The organism is Streptomyces sp. NPDC045678, from assembly GCF_056432085.1.
The window spans coordinates 400,515-419,258 of record NZ_JBWKJS010000004.1; the positions used below are offsets into that span (position 1 = coordinate 400,515).

At 73.7% G+C, this 18,744-nt stretch carries 13 protein-coding genes; 4 read left to right on the forward strand and 9 right to left on the reverse strand.

Annotated features, from left to right (window positions below):
* Positions 1-62: 62 nt before the first annotated feature.
* From AC07DO_RS16440 to AC07DO_RS16465, 6 genes are all read right to left on the reverse strand, one after another.
* Positions 63-2,009 carry an ABC transporter permease/substrate-binding protein gene (locus tag AC07DO_RS16440; protein ID WP_479060187.1) on the reverse strand — a complete coding sequence of 649 codons (1,947 nt, stop codon included), beginning with the start codon at positions 2,007-2,009 and terminating at the stop codon, positions 63-65.
* A complete protein-coding gene (locus tag AC07DO_RS16445; RefSeq protein WP_479060189.1) occupies positions 1,999-3,564 on the reverse strand; it encodes a sugar ABC transporter ATP-binding protein in 1,566 nt (521 codons plus the stop codon). The genes AC07DO_RS16440 and AC07DO_RS16445 overlap by 11 nt, the downstream gene beginning before the upstream one ends.
* The gene (locus AC07DO_RS16450) at positions 3,561-4,622 is read right to left on the reverse strand and encodes a LacI family DNA-binding transcriptional regulator (RefSeq protein ID WP_479060190.1); all 1,062 of its coding nucleotides are present in this window, start codon (positions 4,620-4,622) and stop codon (positions 3,561-3,563) included. Before AC07DO_RS16450 ends, AC07DO_RS16445 begins: the two co-directional genes overlap by 4 nt.
* 159 nt (positions 4,623-4,781) lie before the next feature.
* Positions 4,782-6,080: a DUF1266 domain-containing protein gene (locus AC07DO_RS16455; protein ID WP_479060192.1), complete on the reverse strand. Its 1,299-nt coding sequence runs from the start codon at positions 6,078-6,080 to the stop codon at positions 4,782-4,784.
* An 88-nt stretch (positions 6,081-6,168) separates the two neighbouring features.
* Entirely contained in the window at positions 6,169-7,500 is a 1,332-nt protein-coding gene (locus tag AC07DO_RS16460) for a cytochrome P450 (protein WP_479060194.1), read from the reverse strand.
* Positions 7,497-8,333, reverse strand: a complete 837-nt coding sequence (locus AC07DO_RS16465; RefSeq protein WP_479060196.1) for an alpha/beta fold hydrolase — start codon at positions 8,331-8,333, stop codon at positions 7,497-7,499. The genes AC07DO_RS16460 and AC07DO_RS16465 overlap by 4 nt, the downstream gene beginning before the upstream one ends.
* Positions 8,334-8,534: 201 nt before the next feature.
* On the opposite strand from AC07DO_RS16465, the gene AC07DO_RS16470 reads away from it, so the two are divergent.
* The 4 genes from AC07DO_RS16470 (at position 8,535) to AC07DO_RS16485 (ending at position 14,241) form a co-directional block, all read left to right on the forward strand.
* Positions 8,535-11,234, forward strand: coding sequence for a GTPase-associated protein 1-related protein (locus AC07DO_RS16470; RefSeq protein ID WP_479060198.1), 2,700 nt, complete (start codon positions 8,535-8,537; stop codon positions 11,232-11,234).
* An 81-nt stretch (positions 11,235-11,315) separates the two neighbouring features.
* On the forward strand, positions 11,316-11,975 hold the full coding sequence (locus tag AC07DO_RS16475; protein WP_268775858.1) for a vWA domain-containing protein: 660 nt from the start codon (positions 11,316-11,318) through the stop codon (positions 11,973-11,975).
* On the forward strand, positions 11,972-12,898 hold the full coding sequence (locus AC07DO_RS16480; protein ID WP_479060200.1) for a protein phosphatase 2C domain-containing protein: 927 nt from the start codon (positions 11,972-11,974) through the stop codon (positions 12,896-12,898). Before AC07DO_RS16475 ends, AC07DO_RS16480 begins: the two co-directional genes overlap by 4 nt.
* On the forward strand, positions 12,895-14,241 hold the full coding sequence (locus tag AC07DO_RS16485; protein ID WP_479060712.1) for a protein kinase domain-containing protein: 1,347 nt from the start codon (positions 12,895-12,897) through the stop codon (positions 14,239-14,241). Before AC07DO_RS16480 ends, AC07DO_RS16485 begins: the two co-directional genes overlap by 4 nt.
* A gap of 63 nt (positions 14,242-14,304) precedes the next feature.
* On the opposite strand, the gene AC07DO_RS16490 is transcribed toward AC07DO_RS16485, so the two are convergent.
* From AC07DO_RS16490 to AC07DO_RS16500, 3 genes are read right to left on the reverse strand one after another with little or no spacing between them, the layout of a single operon-like run.
* Positions 14,305-16,410: a hypothetical protein gene (locus tag AC07DO_RS16490; protein ID WP_479060202.1), complete on the reverse strand. Its 2,106-nt coding sequence runs from the start codon at positions 16,408-16,410 to the stop codon at positions 14,305-14,307.
* A gap of 3 nt (positions 16,411-16,413) precedes the next feature.
* On the reverse strand, positions 16,414-16,911 hold the full coding sequence (locus tag AC07DO_RS16495) for a hypothetical protein (RefSeq protein WP_479060204.1): 498 nt from the start codon (positions 16,909-16,911) through the stop codon (positions 16,414-16,416).
* Entirely contained in the window at positions 16,908-18,740 is a 1,833-nt protein-coding gene (locus AC07DO_RS16500; protein WP_479060205.1) for a hypothetical protein, read from the reverse strand. The genes AC07DO_RS16495 and AC07DO_RS16500 overlap by 4 nt, the downstream gene beginning before the upstream one ends.
* Positions 18,741-18,744 lie beyond the last annotated feature (4 nt).

Here is an 18,744-nt window from a genome sequence, read left to right on the forward strand (position 1 = left end):
TCCTGCTTTCGTACGATGAGGTGCCGATGTGACGGTACCCGGAGCGGCCGACGGTCAGGCTCTCAGGAGAAGTCCTGCACGTTCTTCGACGTGACGACCTTCACCGGCACCTTCACCGTCCCCTCGACCTTCTTGCCCCGCGAGGCCCGCACCGCGTTGCGCACGGCGATCTTCCCGAGCTCCTTCGGCTGCTGCGCCACGGACGCGTACAGCGTGCCCGCCTCGACCGCCTTGAGCCCGTCGGGGGTGCCGTCGAAGCCGACGACGGGGACCGACGTGCCCGCCTTGTCGCCGAGCGCCTTGACCGCGCCGAGCGCCATCTCGTCGTTCTCGGCGAAGACGCCGGTCACGCCCTTGTTGGACTGCATGAGGTTCGTCATGACGTCCAGGCCCTTGGTGCGGTCGAAGTCCGCGGGCTGCTTGGCGACCACGTCGATGCCGGGGTAGGCCTTGATGCCCTCGGCGAAGCCCTGGCCGCGCTCGCGGCTCGCGGAGGTGCCGGGCGTGCCCTGGAGGACGACGACCCTGCCCTTGCCGCCCAGCTTCTCGGCGAGCGTCTTCGCCGCCAGCCTGCCGCCCGCGACGTTGTCGGAGGCGACGAGCGTCGCGGTCTCCGCCTTGTTCACGCCCCGGTCGGCCGCGACCACCGGGATGTCCTGCTTGTTGGCGCCCCGCACGGCGGGGCCCGCGGCGTCGGAGTCCACCGGGTTGACGATGATCGACTTCACGCCCTCGCCGGTGAAGTTCTGCAGCTGGTTGCTCTGCTGCGAGGCGTCGTTCTGCGCGTCGGTCACCGTCAGGTCGATGCCCGCCTTGTCGGCCTCGGCCTGCGCGCCCTCCTTCATCTGCACGAAGAAGGGGTTGTTGAGGGTGGAGAGCGACATGCCGATCTTCGTGCTCGTCCCGGACGAGCCCGAGTTGAAGAAGGAGACGGCGCCCACGACGGCCGCCACGACCACGGCGGCGACCGCGTACTTCACCGCTTGCGGCCCCTTGCCGCGTATCCCCCCGGAGGCGCCCGAGGAGGTACCCGGTGTCGCCCCGGCCCGCCGCCGCAGGGTGTCCAGGAGGACCGCGAGCGCGATGACGACGCCGATCACGACCTGCTGCCAGAAGGCGGACACGGAGAGGAGGTTGAGGCCGTTGCGCAGCACCGCGAGGATCAGCGCGCCGACGAGCGTGCCGGACGCCTTGCCGACGCCGCCCGCGAGGCTCGCGCCGCCGATGACGACCGCGGCGATGGCGTCGAGTTCGTAGCCCTGCGCGGCCTGCGGCTGCGCGGAGACGAGGCGGGAGGCGAGCACGACGCCCGCGACGGCCGCGAAGAGGCCGGAGAGCGCGTAGATCACGAGCTTCTGCCGCTTGACGCGCAGCCCGGACAGCCGGGCCGCCTCTTCGTTGCCGCCGATCGCGTACATGGAGCGGCCGATGAACGTACGCCCGAGGACCAGCGCCGTGACGAGACCCATCGCGACCATCACGATCACCGGGACCGGCAGCCAGCCGCCCACCGTGTCACCGAGGTGCGACACCGAGTCGGGGAACGCGATCGGGCTGCCCTGCGAGATCACCAGGGAGAGGCCGCGGGCCACCGACAGCATCGCGAGCGTGGCGATGAACGGCGGGAGCTTCCCGTACGAGACGAGCAGGCCGTTGACGAACCCGCAGGCCATGCCGGTGGCGACGGCGAGAACGACCGCCAGCCACACGGGCAGGCCCTGCGAGGTCGCCGTCCAGGCGAGGACGGTGGCGGACAGCGCGGCCACCGAGCCGACCGACAGGTCGATGCCGGCCGACACGATCACGAAGGTGACGCCGAACGCGAGGATCGCGGTGACCGCGGCCTGCACACCCACGTTGAGCAGGTTCTGCGTGGTGAGGAAGTCGCCGGAGAGCAGCGACATCGCCACGACGAGGACGATCAGGGCGCTCAGCGCGCCGTTGTCGAGCAGGACGCGGCGGAGCGAGGCCGTGCCACCCGCGTCGCGCTTCAGGGTTTCAGTGGCCACGGGAGCCCTCCGCCTCTTCCTTGTTCCGTACCGCTTCGTCGTTCTTCTCTGCTGCTTCGTGCTGTGCCGCGGTGCTGACGGCGAGCGCCATCACGGCGTCCTGCGTGGCCTCCCCGGCCGTGAGCTCACCGGCGATCCGGCCCTGCGCCATGACGAGGACCCGGTCGCTCATGCCGAGCACCTCGGGCAGATCGCTGGAGATCATCAGGACCGCGTGCCCGGCGGCCGTCAGTTCGTTGATGAGCTGGTAGATCTCGACCTTCGCGCCCACGTCGATGCCGCGCGTCGGCTCGTCGAGGATGAGGACCCGGATGTCGGCGAGCAGCCACTTGCCGATGACGACCTTCTGCTGGTTGCCGCCGGACAGCGTGCGGACGTGCTGGCCGAGCCCGGCCATGCGCACCCCCAGCTGCTCGGCGATCCGCGCGGCCGCCCGCTCCTGTCCCTTGAGGTCCACGAGCCCGGCGCGCGTCGCCGAACGCAGCGTCACCAGGCCGAGGTTCTCCCGTACGGAGGCGTCGAGGAGGAGCCCCTGCCCCTTGCGGTCCTCGGGGACCAGGCCGATGCCCGCGCCCATCGCCGCGTTCACGTCGTGCCGGGGCAGCCGCTCGCCGCGTACGTCGACGGTTCCCCCGTCGTACGGATCGGCGCCGAAGACGGCCCGCGCCACCTCGGTCCGGCCCGCGCCCACGAGCCCCGCCAGCCCGACGACCTCGCCGGCCCGCACCTCGAAGCTGACGTCGTGGAAGACGCCGTCGCGGGTCAGCCCGTCGACGCGGAGCAACGGCGGCCCGGTGTCCGGGCGTTCGCGCGGATACTGCTGCTCGATGCTGCGGCCCACCATGAGGCGTACGAGCTCGTCCTCGTCGGTCGACGCGGGCACCTGGTCGACGCTGCGGCCGTCGCGCAGGACGGTGACGCGGTCGCCGAGGGCGGCGATCTCCTCCAGATGGTGGGTGATGAAGACGATGCCGACGCCGTCCTCGCGCAGCGTGCGCACGATGGCGAAGAGCTTGTCGACCTCCTCGGAGGTGAGGACGGCGGTCGGCTCGTCCATGATGAGCACCCGCGCGTCCAGGCTCAGCGCCTTGGCGATCTCGACCATCTGCAGCCGGGCGATGCCCAGTTCGCGCACCTTGGCGCGCGGCGAGACCCGGACGCCGACCCGCTGGAGCAGCTCCTCCGCGTCGGCCTCCATCCTCTTCCGGTCGACCAGGCCGAAGCGGCGCGGCTGGCGCCCCAGGAAGATGTTCTCGGCGACGGTCAGGTCGGGGACGAGGTTGAACTCCTGGTAGATCGTGGCGATGCCGAGCCGCTCGGCGTCCTGTGCGCCGTTGATGCGGACCTCGCGCCCCTCGGCGAAGATCCGCCCGCTGTCGGGGCGGTAGGCGCCGGAGAGCATCTTGATGAGGGTGCTCTTGCCGGCGCCGTTCTCGCCGAGCAGGACGTGCACCTCGCCGCGGCGCAGGTCGAAGTCGACGGAGTCGAGCGCGACGACGCCGGGGAACGTCTTGCGTATCGACTCGATGCGCAGCAACTCGTCCTGGTTGCTCACGGGTTGCTCCTTCGTACGGAGGTGTCCTCGCCGCGGGCGTCGCCACCGGCGGAGCTGCTCTCGCCGCAGGAGCGGCGGACGACGAGGCGGGCGGGCAGGGTCACGGACTGCGGGCTCCTGCCCTCGATCCGGTCGATCAGCGCGTGCACGGCGGCCCGGCCGAGGTCGGCGGTCGGCTGGGCGATCGCGGTGACCGGCGGGTCGGTGTGCACGAACCACGGGATGTCGTCGAACGCGGCTAGCCCGATGTCGTACGGGACGCGCAGGCCGCGGGCGCGGAGGGCGTCGAGGGCGCCGAGTGCCATCAGGTTGTCGGCGGCGAAGACGACCTCGGGCGGCTCGGGCAGGGCGAGGAAGCGTTCGGTGGCGCGGCGTCCGCTGTCCGCCTGGAAGTCGCCCTGGCCGATGTAGGCGTCGGGCAGCGCGATGCCGTGCTCGCGCAGGGCCTCGCGGAAGGCCTCGACGCGCTCGCTGCCGGTGGTGGTGGCGGCCGGGCCCGCGATGATGGCGAGCCTGCGGTGGCCGAGTCCGTACAGGTGGGCGACGAGGTCGCGGACGGCCTGCCGCCCGTCGGAGCGGACGACGGGGACGTCCACGCCGGGGATCCACCGGTCCACGAAGACCATCGGGGTGCCGGCGCGCACGGCGTCGAGCATCAGCGGCGATCCGCCGTCGGTGGGGGAGACGAGCAGGCCGTCGATGCGCCGGTCGAGCAGGGTCCGTACGTGATGGTCCTGCAGCTCGGGGCGTTCGTCGGCGTTGCCGATGATCACGCTGTAGCCGAGCGCGCGGGCGGCCTCCTCGACGGACCGGGCCAGCTCCGTGAAGTACGGGTTCAGGACGTCGCTGATGACCAGGCCCAGGGTGCGGGTCTGGTCGGTGCGCAGGGAGCGGGCGACGGCGTTGGGCCGGTAACCGAGCGCCTCGACGGCGGCGAGGACCCGGGTGCGGGACGCGGGGCTGACGGAGGGGTGGCCGTTCAGCACGCGCGACACGGTGGCGACGGACACGCCGGCCTCGGCCGCGACGTCCTTGATGCCCACCGAGCTCGGAGTCATCGTCGGTCCACCTCCTTGTGGAATCGATTACACGGAGGATTGGAAACGATTACACGGGAGCGTGACAAGGGGTGGGCCGCAGCCGAGGCCTCAGTGAGACCTGATCGTGATGTGCCGGTCTCGACGTGCCGTTGCGGGAGGCCTGAGCCGTGCGGTCCCTCAGACCGCCAGGAACGGCACCGTCAGCCATGGGCTGTCCGGGTCCGTGGTCAGGGCGCGATGCGCGCGCAGCACGTCCGTGTACCAGGAGCCGAACGACTCCTCGTCGAAGTGCAGGCAGCGGCCCAGGACGTAACCCGCGGAGAACGTCTCCCAGGAGGTGTACGCGGAGCGGGCGGCCTCGGACGCGCGCTCCAGGGACTTGATCATCTCCGCGTGGCCGGCGTACCGCGCGCCCCTGCCCCAGCGGGCCATCTTCGAGGCGCGCCCGATGTCCCACGCCGCGACCGTGCCGACCTGCCCGTCGGGCGGCAGGAGTTCGTCGGCGCGGAACCGCGCCTCGTAGCGGAGCACCTTGCCCACCAGACCCCGCAGGTGCGCCACGAACTGGTCGAGTTCGGGGTCCTCGCCGGGGCGGTGCGGCTCGCCGGGGCCGCCGGCCTCCACCACGCGGTGCCGCAGCGCCGCCTCGACCCGGTCGCGCCACAGCTCGGGGTCGACCCGGGGCCCGTACCGCCGCGCGAGCGCCGTGCGGGCCTCCAGGACGAAGTCCCAGTACCAGGGGCTGACGTCACAGGTGAGCAGCCGCTCCTGGAGGGACAGCCAGTCGTCGCGGTCACGCACGCCCCACCACTCCTCCAGGCGGCCGATCTCGTTGTGGTGGCCCGCGCCGTGCCAGTCGAGGGTGTTCCAGGCGTCGCCGTTGGTGAAGCACAGGTGCGCGCCGCACGCCAGGCCGTGCAGGAGGGGGCTGCCGGCTTCGGGCGCGCCCGTGCGGCGGGTGTCGATGCGGTTCCCGAGACCGTCGGGGCGGTGGTACTTGTCGTGCAGGTCCGACCAGACCTCACGCTCGTCGTCGGTGGTCGGGTAGAACTGCTGGCACGGCGTCGCCGCGTTCACCACGAGCAGGTCGACGTCGTCGGGGCAGCCCCGGGCGAGCGAGTCCAGCGTGACGTACTCGTAGACGACGGCGGGGTGCGGGCGGGGCAGCACGCCCGCCGTGTAGACCTGCGCGACCTTCCTGCCGTCCGGCAGGTCGACGGTGAGCAACTCGCTCGCGGTGTCGTCGCGTTCCGTCTCGGTCACCGACACCGGGCGGTAGAGGCCCTCGACGGCTATCGCGCGCAGATAGCCGTACGCGTCGTCCTCCCGGCACAGCTCGTACAGGTGCTCCTCCAGGTCGGCGGGCGCCTGCCAGGGGCTGCCGTCCGCGGGGGCCGGGAAGTCGGGGAAGACCTCGTCGTGGAGGTCGGCCTCGATGTCGTACGCGCCACCGGAGGCGGCGTGTTCGTCGTGCATGGGTCTGTTTCTCCGCTCGGGCGCTGCGCTGGTTCTCGCGATCGTGCGCCGATACTCGCGATCCGCGCCGGTCTCGCGATCCAGCACCCTACGCGGGCGCCTCGACCCGTACCGACTTCAGGCCGTTGATGAAGTGCGAGACCAGGCGGCGTGGCGGAGCCGCGAGGCGCAGGACGGGCAGGGCGCGGGACACCTCCTCGTGGAACACGCGCAGTTGGAGCCGGGCGAAGTGCGCGCCGAGGCAGACGTGCGGTCCTTCGCCGAACGCGAGATGGGGGTTGGGCGAGCGGGTCAGGTCGAGGCGGTGCGGGTCGGTGAAGACGCGCTCGTCGTGGTGGGCCGAGGCGTGGAACACGACGACCTTGTCCCCGGCCGCGATGCGCGTCCCCGCAAGATCGGTGTCGCGGGCCGCCGTGCGCCGGAAGCTGAGCACCGGCGGGTGGCGGCGCAGGAGTTCGTCCACGGCGGGGCCGACGCCGACCGTCCCGGCGCGCAGCCGCGCGTACTCGCCGGGGCTCTCCGCGAGCGCGAGCAGCCCGCCGGGTGCGGCGCCGCGCACGGTGTCGTTGCCCGCGACGGTGAGGAGGAAGAAGAACATCTCCAGTTCGGGTGTGGTGAGTTCGGGGTCGTGGGCGAGCGTCGTGAGGACGTCGTCGCCGGGGTGCCCGCGTTTGTGCGCGGCCAGCGTGCGCGCGTACGCGAACATGTCGCGCAGCATCGCGGGGGAGCGCGGGTTGACCGGCTCGCCGTCCGGGCCGCACACCGGTGGGGGTGCCTCGTCCGGGTCCTGGTAGCCGATGACGCGCTGCGTCCAGTGCAGGAGCAGACCGCGGTCGGCGGCCGGGACGCCCAGCAGGTCGGCGAGGTTGAGCAGGGCGTAGTCGTCGGTGACGGCGGTGACGACGTCGAAGGTGCCGTCTCCGGCGCGGGCCCGCTCCAGGGCGGAGGCGAGGAGCGTACGGGCCCGCTCGCGCACCCTGGCCTCGAAGCGTTCGACCAGCCGCGGGGTGAAGGCGCGGCTGACCAGCCTGCGCAGCCGCCCGTGGTCGCACGGGCCGCGGCCGCCCGCCCCGGTGGTGGCGGCGGTGGCGGTCGCGGGGTCCTGGTTGAGCATCATGCGCCGGATGAACGGCAGGTCGTCCGGCGCGGGGTCGCGGATCTGGGTGGCGCCCAGGTACGAGGAGTACGTCGCCGCGTCCTTGAGGACGCGCACGACATCGGCGTGCCGGGTGACCGCCCAGAAGCCGGGCCCCGCGGGCCAGCCAAGCACCGCGGGCTCGTCCTGCCACGCGACGGGGTGGTGGTCGCGCAGGACCCGGTAACGGTCATGGGGGAGACCGGCCGCGTACAGACGGGGATCGAAGACGTCGGGGACGGGCGGCGGGGTCGTCGTCCGGGCCGCGGCACCGCGCAGGCTCACGCGACGCCGTCCCCGTCCGGGAAGTCGTCCTCGCCGGTGAACCCCTCCCCGCCTTCGCTCGCCTCGCCCTCCGCGCGCAGGAAGTCCTCGACCGTGCGGATCAGTTCGAGGGGCACCTCGTCCATCGCGTAGTGCCCGGCCCCCGGCAGCTCCGCCAGCTCGCCCTGGGGGTACGAGCGCAGCCAGGTGCGGCGCATCAGGTCCGCGGAGAGTGCGGGGTCGAGCGCCCCGGTGACCGCGAGCGCCGCCACCGGCGAACCCTCGACCTCGGTGTGGAAGTCGTCGCCCGCCCAGGAGTCCAGCCAGGCACGGAACGCCTTCGCGTCGCTGACGGCGAGCGAGCGGCGCACCATCCGGTCGAGCCAGGCCCGGGGACGTACGCCTCCCGTGGTGATGTCGATGATGGTGCGGCGGCTCTCCGGGGTGTGCGCGGCCGAGGCGAACAACTCCCATTGGTCGGGCGGAAGGTGCAGCCCGGACGCGGGTACGGGCGACACGCCGACCAGGCGGCGCACCCGGTGCGGTGCCACGGCCAGGACGCGTTGGGCGACGCTGCCGCCCATGGAGTGCCCGATCAGCGAGAACCGCTCCCAGCCGAGGTGGTCGGCCAGATCGAGCACGTCGGCGGCGCCCTCGCCGGTGGTGTACGCGCCGGCCGTGTCCTTGGCCTCGCCGTACCCACGCAGGTCCACCACCGCGTACGTGAACGCGGCGGTGTCGAGGTCCGCGAGCACCGGTCCGTACGCCGACCGGTCCGCGAACCAGCCGTGGACCGCGATCACCTGGTGCGGGCCTTCGCCGAGCAGGGTGTGGGGCAGCAGAAACGAGTTCACAACGACTCCGATCGCCGACGGGGTCCGGGGCGGCACCGGGCGGTGCGGGACGTGACCACGGTGTCCCGGGCCGCGGTGTCGCGCAAGGGTGCGCGCGTCGTCCGTTCCCGTGTTCGACCAGGTGTGAGGGGTGCGTGCCGGGGCGGGGGGCAACTTGGCGGACGGCCTGCGGTGCGGTGCCGCGGTTGGTCAGAATGTGGCATGGCCATCCGTCGCCTCAGCTACCGGCTCGGCCAGGAGCCGGACACCGGAACCGTCAGTCTTCTCCCGTCGCACGCGGACGCCGCTCAACTCTGCGCGCACGAGGGCGCGTTGAGGAGCGCCGTCACGCGCGTCATGGGCGTACCGCCCGCAGGGGAGGCGGGTTCCGAGCTGAGCTACAGCCTGCTCCCGGACGGCGGCCGTCTCCTGTGCGCGGCCCTCCCGGGGCAGCGGGTCGAGGCGCTGCACCTGAGCGCGGACACGCCCGGGCCGGGGCCCGTCTGGCCGATCGACACGTGGCGCTCCGCGTCCTGGGCGGGGGAGCGGGCCGAGTCCCTGGGCCCGGGCTTCGTCGAGTCCGGACTTCCCGTGCCGGAGGCCCACTTCGACCACGAGCGCCTCGTCGTGTTCGCCCGGGAGCGCGCCGACCGTGTCGCGCCCTTCCTCGCCGACGTGCGCCGGCTCTTCGAGGACCCCGCCGGACGGCAGATCGTCCTCGTCGAGGACGACTCCGAGACCGTGGCCCGCTGGATCGCCCTCGCCTGCGCCTCGCTTCCCGAGGCGTACGTCTCCGCGCTGACGTTCACCACCTGGACCGCCGACCCGCGCCGCGCCCCGCAGCGGATCATCGGCATCGGACCGGACGCGGAGTTCGACCGGTCCGACGACGCGGTGGTGGAGTACCTGTACCGCGTCCACGACGGTACGGGCGGCGGCCCGGGGAGCCCGCCCGCCGAGCCGGACGCCTGGGCCCGGCTGACCGCAGAGCGCTGGCTCACCGGAAACCCGCCGCGCCCCGCGCGCGGGGCGGTGACGGGACCCGAGGGTCCCTTCGCCCTCATCCCGCTGGTCGCGGGCGCGCTGCGGGAGCCTGTGGCCGGGGGACGGCGGCGGGCGGGGGTGACCGTCGGCGACGCGGACGGCGAGAGCGCCGAGCGGGCTGAGAACGGTGATGGCGCTGGGAGTGCTGAGGGAGCTGGGTGCGTTGGGGGTGCTGAGGGCGGAACGCGCGCTGACGGCGCCGGGGGTGTTGGGGGCGCCGAGGATGGCGGGCGTGCCGCCGATGCTGAGGATGTCGGACGCGCGGGTGGCGCAGGGGCTGTCGGTGGTGCCGGAGGCGTTCAGGATTCCGGTGGTGACGGACGCGTTCAGGGGTCCGACGGTGACGGAGGCGTTCAGGGTTCCGACGGTGCCGGACACGCCGCGAACGCCGAGCTCACCGGACTCCGCGGCGACACCCTGCGCTCCGTCCTCGATGCCTTCACGCGCTCAGTGGTCCGGGGCGAGGCCGACGCCCGTACCCTCGGGGAGCTCGACAGTCTCTGTCGGGGGCTCGACGGTGATCAGGCCCTCGCGGCGCGGCCCCTCGCCCTCGCCCTCGTCAAGCACCGGCTCGACGCGTCCCGCGGGCGCGGCACCCTCCCCGATCTGGCTTCCTTCGAAGGGCTGCCGCTCGGGCAGGAGGCCTGGCGGGAGCTGCGTGAGGAGTACGGCGACCGCGCCGACGACGCCCTGCGCGCCCGGCTCCGCGATCCCGTCACCACCTGGACGGAGCCGCTGCGCCTCGCCATGGCCGTGGGCGCCGACGGCGGGCCCGGGCTCGCCGAGGCCATGGACCGCCTCGCGGACGCCCTGCTGCACCCGGAGCGGCGCGACTGCGCGCAGGCCGTCCAGGTGCTGTCCGACCTCGACCACACCGCCTTCACCCGTCGCGTGCTCCGGCTCCTCATCGCGAACTTCACCGAGCGCAAACTGGACCGTCTGCGCGCCCTCGCCGACTCGCCCCAGGGCGACTGGCTCCGGCGCCACATCGACGACGCGCCGCTCACCGTCCGCCTCGCCGCCGCCGCCGCGCAGTGGTACGGCCCACCGGACCGGCTGCGGGGCGTCGAGCTCTTCGAGCGGCTCACCGAACTCCTCTCCCAGCGAAGGGTCGAGGACGTCAGGACGCTCAACCTGCTGTGGCGCATGGTGTGGCGCAACGACCCGCCGGACCGCGCCGAACAGCCCCGCGTGGCCCGCCTCTGCACCCCCCGCCTGATCATCGAGGCGGACCTCGGCCGCCGCATCATGGGGTGGCTCAAAGAACCCGACCACTGCGACCGTGAACTCGTCGACTTCGCGCGGACGATGCGCGAGGACCCCAAGCTCGGCGCCCAGGACCGGGACACCGCGGAACTCCTCGTCATCGCCCAGGACCTGGCCGACGGTCGGCTCGCCGTCAGCAGGGCCTCCGTCGGCCGCCTGAGGGAGCTGGGGCGCAAGGTGTCGCCGCTCGGCGCGGTCCTGCGCAAGGGCGTCGACGAACGGGTGGGCCGGGCCCTCGCCGGGGCGAACCCGCTCGACGTGTGCGAGTCCCACGGTCTGCAGATCCTCGTCGCCGCGGCACCGGACCTCCTCGGGGCCTACCGCGCGCACCTCCTGGAGGAGCGGACGCGCGGCCGTCTGGAGCGTGACCTGCCCAACCGTCCCGCCGAGCTGGCCGCCTACTACCACGTGTGGCGGCCACGTCGGCGGCACGGCGTCACCGCCGACTGGCGCGACGTGGCCGCCGAACTGCTCGACCAGGTGCTCGCGCCCGTCCTCGCACATCTGGACGACCACCGCCTCGGTCAGGTGGCCACCGTCCTCCAACGGGAGGGCCAGGACGTACAGGAATGGACGGCGTGGCGGCACCGCGTCGCCCAGGAGCAGAGCTGACCGATGACCACTTCCCACGAAAGGACCAGCGTGAGCGACACCAGCGAGACCGTCGTCGTCGACAACTTCCCCGGCGGCAGTATGGCGAGCCGCCCCGTGCACTTCATCTGGATGCTCGACTGCTCGGGCTCCATGGGCGTGAACGGCAAGATCGGCGAGCTGAACTTCGCCATCCGTGAAGCCATCCCCGAGATGCAGCAGGCCGCCCAGTCCAACCCCGCCGCGTCCCTGCTGGTGCGCGCCATCACCTTCGCCAGCGGCGCGAGCTGGCACGTCGGCGAGCCCACCCCCGTCGACCGGTTCTCCTGGGAGGACGTGCACATCTACGGCGGCACCGACATGGGCGCCGCGTTCAAGCTGGCGGCCGGCGCGCTGCAGACCCCGCCGATGCCGCAGCGCGCCCTGCCCCCCGTCCTCGCCCTCGCCTCCGACGGGCAGCCCACCGACGACTGGCGGGCCGGGCTGCGCGCCATCGACAGCACCCCGTGGGGCAAGCGTGCCGTGCGCGTCGCCGTGGCCATCGGCGACGACGCGGACAAGAGCATGCTCAAGGAGTTCCTCGGCAACCCCGAACTGGAGCCCCTGCAGGCGAAGAACCCGCGCCAGCTCGCCGCCGCCATCCGCTGGATGTCGACCGCCGTCGTCAAGGACGCCTCCACCCCCAAGGTCGACGACGGCGCGAAGCCCGCGACGCCGATCGACGTACCGTCGATGACCAAGGGCGAAGACGACATCTGGTGACCGGGCCGGAGACGACGACCGGGCCCGGCCGCCCCGCCGCGCCCCCCGGTCCGTGGGCGCTGCTCAGCGGCGCGGTCAAGGGAGTGGCCAAGAAGTACAGCCAGGACCGCAGCGCGGCCCTGCCCGTCGCGGAGGGCCGTGCGGTCGTCCTCGCGGTGGCCGACGGGCACGGCAGCGCCGCGCACTTCCGCAGCGACCTCGGGGCCCACTGGGCGGTCGAGGAGTTCACCGCGTGCGCGGCGGCGTTCGCGCGCGAGGCCGCACGGGTCGGCGACGACGCGGCGGGCTGGCCCGCCCTGCGCGAGGAGGCACGCCGCCTGCCGCAGCGGGTGGCCCATCTGTGGCACGAGCGTGCCCTGCTCCACGACGCCAACTCGCCCGCGCACGGCGTACGTCTGCGGCCATCCGTCGACCGTGCGGGACGCGGCGACCGCCCCGACGTACCGGACCTCGCCGCCTACGGAAGCACCCTCATAGGCGCCGTACTGACCGAACACACGCTGTTCTGCTGGCAGTTGGGCGACGGCGACATCGTGCTCGTCGACGACGGAGGCACCCCGCACACCCCGCTCTCCACCGGGCCCGACATGGGCGACGAGACCGACTCGCTCTGCGAGCCCGAGCCCTGGCGCAAGATGCGGGCGCACTGGCAGCCGTTCACCGGCGGTGCGCCGCCGTGCGTGCTGCTGTCCACCGACGGGCTCTCCAAGAGCTTCGCCGACCACCAGGGTTTCCTGGACTTCGCCACCGGCCTCGGCGAGCGCGCCGCCGGGCAGGGCGTGGCGGCGGTCCAGGCCCAGCTACCGGACTGGCTGACGCGGGCCGCCAAGTACTCAGGGGACGACACGACGCTCGTGGGCGCCATAGCGGTACCCGCACAGACGCAGCAGCAGACGCAAGGGCAGAGAGGAACAGAATGGTGAACGGCATGCTCGCCGCCGGAAAGACCCTGGTGGCCGAGTCGGGGGAGAAGCTCAAGGTCGCCGAGCTCTTCGGCTCCGGCGGTCAGGGCGAGGTCTACCGCGTCCAGACGCCCACCGGGGACCGCGCGGTCAAGTGGTACTACCCCCAGCTCGCCGACGCCCGGCAACGGGAGATCCTCGAAGGGCTCATCGCCAAGGGCTGGGACGACCCCCGCTTCCTGTGGCCCCGCTCCATCGTGATGGACCCCGAGGGCAAGCAACCCGGCTTCGGCTACCTCATGGACGTACGCCCCGCACGCTTCTGCGATCTGCCCGCCCTCTTCCGCCGCGACCCCTCGGTGGCGTCCGCGACGATGCGGACCCTCGTGACCGTGGCGCTGCACACCGTCGAGGCCTACCGCGCCCTGCACTCCCGCGGCATCGCCTACCGCGACATCAACTGGGGCAACATCTTCTTCGACCCGCGCACCGGCGACGTCCTCGTCTGCGACAACGACAACGCCGTCGTCGAGGGCGCCGAGGCCGCCGTCGCGGGCACCATGGACTTCATGGCGCCCGAACTGGTCCGCGGCGACAAGGGCAAACAGCCCGGCACCCAGAGCGACCTGCACTCCCTGGCCGTGCTGCTCTTCCTGCTCCTCATGAACGACCACCCGTTCAACGGCGCCCTCGCCCTCAGCATCCGCTGCATGGACGAGGCCGCCAAACGCCGGCTGTACGGCACCGACCCGGTCTTCGTCTACGACCCGACCGACCTCCGCAACCGCCCCGTGCCCGGCGAGCAGCCGACCGTCGAGGCGACGTGGGGGGCGCTGCCGCAGATCCTGCGCGACCTGTTCGTCCAGACGTTCACGGACGGCCTGCGCAACCCCGCGCTGCGGGTGCGCGAGTCGCAGTGGCGCGACGCGCTCAGCCAGGTCCTCGACGCCATCACCCAGTGCGGCGCGTGCGGCAAGCAGAACCTCACGCAGCCCGACGGCGCGCCCCCCACCTGCTGGAAGTGCCGCACCGTCATCACACTGCCGCCCCGCCTCGAACTCGTCACCGGCACGGGGACCCTCCGCACCAGGCGCGGAATCCGGCTCGCCCCGAGCGCCCGCGTCTACGCCCACCACCTGCGGGACGACCCCGAACGCCACGACTTCTCCGCCGTGGTCGGCGAAGTCACCGAACACCCGCAGCAGCGCGGCCGGTTCGGTCTCACCAACCGCACCAAGTCGGTGTGGACGGCCCGCAAGGACGACGGGACGGTGCGTGATGTGGACCCCGGCAAGACGATCGCGCTCCGGTCGGGGCTGCTGATCGAGTTCGGCGGGGGGACGGAGGCGGTGGTCAAGGAGTAGGCCGGGCAGGCCGGGCAGGCCGGGTGTCCTGACGGCACCAACCCCCGTCCAGGCCGGGCTCGTTCAAGCCCACCATCGGCGCCAGCGCTGCCACCACGTGTTCCAGCGGGCGGGCGGGGGCGGTGCCGGGGGAGGCGGGGGCGGGGGTGCGGCGGGCAGCGTCGCGCGGGCCGGGCTCGGGTCGATCGACACGGCGTCGGGGCGGGGGAGCGGGGTCACGGTGATGGCGCACTCCCCGGCCGACACGGGCAGGTCGACGGGGTGCCCCGCCCGGTGCGCGCTGCGTGCGACGCACCGCTCTCCGCCGCGCCGCCCGTCGGTCCACGCGGCGCGCACCAGGACCGCGGGCTCCGGCCAGTCGAAGTGCAGCTCGGCACGGTCCGCCCCCACCCGGCGTACGAGCAAATGCCGTATGGCTGCCGGGTGTTCGATGATCACGCTCGGGCCGGACACGGCCCGCCCGCCCAGCACGCTCACCGCCGTGACGCGCGTCCGCCGCTCGGGTTCCGGCGTCAGCTCGGCGCGGGACTCGGTGCCGACCGCGGTCACCGGGATCCGGTCCACGCCGCTCACGACGTCGGACACGTCCGTGCCCGGCGCGACCGGGGCCGTCGTCCACGGCAGGAGCAGGCCGTCGCCGAGCTCGGGAGGCCGCCACGCGATCGTCATCCGCTCGCCGTCCGGGTGCCGCCGCACGCTGAGCTCCTCCACCGGTGACGGCCACTGTTCGGCGCGGGCCGTGACGGTCACGCCGCGGGACCAGACGAGGTCGCCGTCCGGGTCGCGGTAGCCGCAGCGCACTTCGTAGGTGTACGTCCCCGGGGCGAGCGGCGCGTCGAGGGCACGGTCGTGCTCGCAGGCCAGCCGGACCAGCGACGACTCGCCCCAGCCCCCGGCGTCCGCCCCCGTTCCCGAGCGCGTCGCCCGCACCTCGGCCGCCGCCGGATCGGGCCGCCACCGCAGGCGCAGGCCGCCCGGCACGAGGGTGCAGCGCAGCTCCGTCACCACCGGAGTGAGCAGCACCGGAGCGGTGACGCGCGGCACCCCCGCGATGCGGTCCCGGTCGCGGCGCAGCGGGACGACGGCGTACCGCACGGGGCGGCCGACGGGGGCGTCCGGGTCGACGGACGCGGGCCGTGGCTCGCCCGCCGCGGTCTCCACGGCCAGCTCGGGCGCGCCGTCGGGGAAGCGCAGGACGCGGTACGCGACGTCGTCCCGGCGCCGGGGCGCGCACCAGGACAGGCGTACGGCGCGGTCCTCGGGGACGGCCGTCACCGCGGAGTCCGCGGGGGTGGCCGGGTCGTCGGCGAGGAGCGCGGCGACGCGCAGAAGGCCCGTCTGGGCCGCCGGGTCGTCCCGGGCGAGGCGCAGGGCGCCCAGCCAGGCGTCGGCCGCGGTGCGCAGCGCGCCGGTGGCTTCCGCGGCGGCACCTTCGGCGGTGAGCCGGCCGACCTCGGCGGACCGGGCGCGGACGCCGTCGACGAGCGCGGCGAGGCGGTGGTCGTCGGGGCCGTCGGCGTAGTCGGAAGCGCGCGGGAGCCGGGCCACGAGCCGCTCGGCCTCGCGCAGCCGCACACCCGGCCAGACGTCGTTGAGGGTCTCGGCGGCGTGCCGTGCCGGGCCGGTCGCGGGGAATCCGGCGGAGACGGCGGAGGCGAGCAGTCCCGCCTCGGCGCGGTGCACGCCGAGGGCGACGGCGTCCGACTCACGGGGCCGCTCCCCCGCGTCCCGCAGCAGGCAGCACACCTCCCACAGGACCAGCCGCCGCAGCCCCTGCGCGTCGTCCCGCACGAGGGTCTCCAGGGTGTCCACCACGGCGGCCGCGGAGTCGGCGCGCGGATCCGACGAGGACAGCCACCGGCCGCGCGCCCGCCGTACGTACGGCAGGTCGACGCGGTGCCAGATGCCGCCCCGGCCCGGGAACCAGAGCCCGTCGAGGATCCGGAAACCGTCGTCCGTGGTGGCTTTGGGGAGCGTGCCGAAGACGGCGTCGTGTGCGGGGGCGGGTTCGGGCGCGCGCAGGGCGTCAGCGGCGTGCCGCAACCCCAACCCGGTTACTCCGCCGCGCAGTTGGAGGTACCCCCGCAGGCCGGGGCAGCGCGGCAGGGCGGGCAGGGGCGGCCGCGCGCCGCTCGCCTTCGGGTGTTCGCCGGGACGCAGGACGGCCATCGCTCAGCCGCCCGGGGCGGTGTAGAAGTAGACGCGGACCACGGCGGTCTCCGCGCGTTTGCCGAGGGCGTGGTAGTCGTCCGTCGCCGTTTTCCTGGTGAACATCTCGGGACGGGCCTTGCCGAGGAGTCCGTTGACGCGATGGGCGTAGACCGTGCCGTTCGAGCTTCCGCCGAAGGTGAGGACGAGCGCGGCCTCGCGGCCCGACCACTTGCGGGTGTCCTGCGCGATCTGCTTCACGAGGTCACCCTTCTTCCGTCCCGCGACCTCGAACTCCTGGGGGTGACGGTCCACGGAGCGCGGCGCCGTCGGAGTGGGGGGCTCCGTCGTCTCGGTCTTCGACGGCCCGGGTTCGGGCCCGTCGTTCAGCTTGGGGTCGGGGCGGTCGGCCATCGACACGAGAGCGAGTACGAGGAGCAGGTCGGCGAAGAGCCACCCCGCGAGCACGACGACCCCGGGCCGCCCTCCGCGCCGCCGCCGCTCCTCCCGCCCTCGACTCACGCGCTCCCTCCGCTCCGCGGCCGGGGCGGCGGCAACCGTGTGGTCGGCGCGTCGAGGGGGGCGTCGGCGGGGGGATCGAGGGGCGCGTCCTGAGCGGGGGCACTCTCCGGGGCAGCGGCGGCGGGGGTATGCGCGGAGGTCTCGTGGGACGGTCGCCCACCGGCCACGGAGGAGCCACCGGCGTCGTACGCACCGACCGCGGAGGAGCCCCCGGTGTCGTACGCGCCGACCGCGGAGCCAGTGCCCGCGCCGTACGCGTCGACCGCGGAGCCGCCGCCCGTGCCGCGCCTGTCGGCTGCGGAGCCGCCGTGGTCATACGTTCCGTTCGCGGAGCCGTCGCCGGTGCGATGCCTGGCGGCAGCGGTGTCGTCACCGGTGCGGTGCCCGCCGCCGGTGCCGTACCCGGCGGACGCAGTGTCGCCACCCGTGCCGGAGGGGCCGTTCGCGGAGCCGCCCCCCGTGCCGTACCCGCCGGCCGCGGTGTCGCCGCCCGCACCGTACGCGCCGACCGCGGAGCCACTGCCCACGCCGTACGCCCCGTTCGCGGAGCCACCACCCGTGCCGTACCCGCCGGCAGCGGTGTCGCCTCCCGCGCCGTGGAGGCCGTTCGCGGAGCCACTGCCCACGCCGTACGCCCCGTTCGCGGAGCCGTACCCCCCGCTCACCGGCACGGGCACCGGCGTCTGCACCGGAAGCGCCCCCGTCAGCGTGGCCATGCGGGCGTCCAGGCGGGCCGCCGCGTCCTGCCAGTGGGCCGCCGCCGCGTCCCAGCGCTCCGTGGCCTCCCGCATGCCGTCCACGGCGTCGCCCGTGCGGCCCGCGCTCGTCACCAGGGCCTGCGACGCCAGTTCCGTCGCCTTCGCGACCGACTCGGACTTCGTCACGAGTGACTGCTGGGCCGCGACCAGTGCCTTGAGGGACGCCTCGACCGTGTCGCCCGCCGTCTTGACGTGATCGACGATGCCGCGCGCCGCCTGCGCGTTGGCCCGGCCCGCCTTGGCGGTCTCCTCCGTGCCGTTGCGCAGCGTCGTGTTGATGCGGTCCGCCGCGTCACCGAGCTTCGGCACCTCCTTCGTGACGGACTGGGCCGCCAGCCTGAGAGCGTCGGCGGCCTGGGCCACCGACGCCGTCGCACCGGTCAGCGCGTTGTGGCTGCGCTCCGCCTTGGTCGTCACCTGCTGCATCTTCAGCGCGGCCTTCGTGAGCTCCGCCGTGAACTGCTGCGGCGACGCGCTGCGGTGCGACGCGAGCAGCATCTGCGTGCGCGTCAGCACCGCCGCCAGCTCGGCGAGGAGCCGCTCCCGCTCCGCCTCCCGCGCGTCCTCGGCGCGCTCCGTCCGCACCCGCACGCGCGCGTGCCACACGGAGAGCCCCACGAGCAGCGCGATCAGGAGGACCGCCATCAGGGCCACGTTCTCGAAGCGCCCGGACGACGCCAGGTGCCCGCCGAAGCCGGACTGCCAGAGCTGGAGGAAGGGGCGCGTGGCCTGGTCGGGGTTGTCCTCGGCCAGCTCCCCGTACGCCCGCACCGCCTCCCGCAGACCGAACCAGGTGATCAGCAGGGGGATGAAGACGAGGACTCCGAGCGCGGCCTCCAGGAGGCGGTCGTGCCGGCCCGACGCCGGGTCGGCGTTCGTACGGACGGTCTCGGGGCGCACGTAGGCCTGGACGAGGTCGAGCTCCGCCCATCGGTCGAGCTGGTTCGAACCGCTCAAGTCCTGGTGCAGCACGGTCAGTTCGGCGGAGCGCGGCGTCAGCGCGGGCAGGGCCGCAAGCCGCCGCAACTCCTTGACGATCAAGGCTTTGTCGAGCAGTTGTGCGGGCGTCAAACGG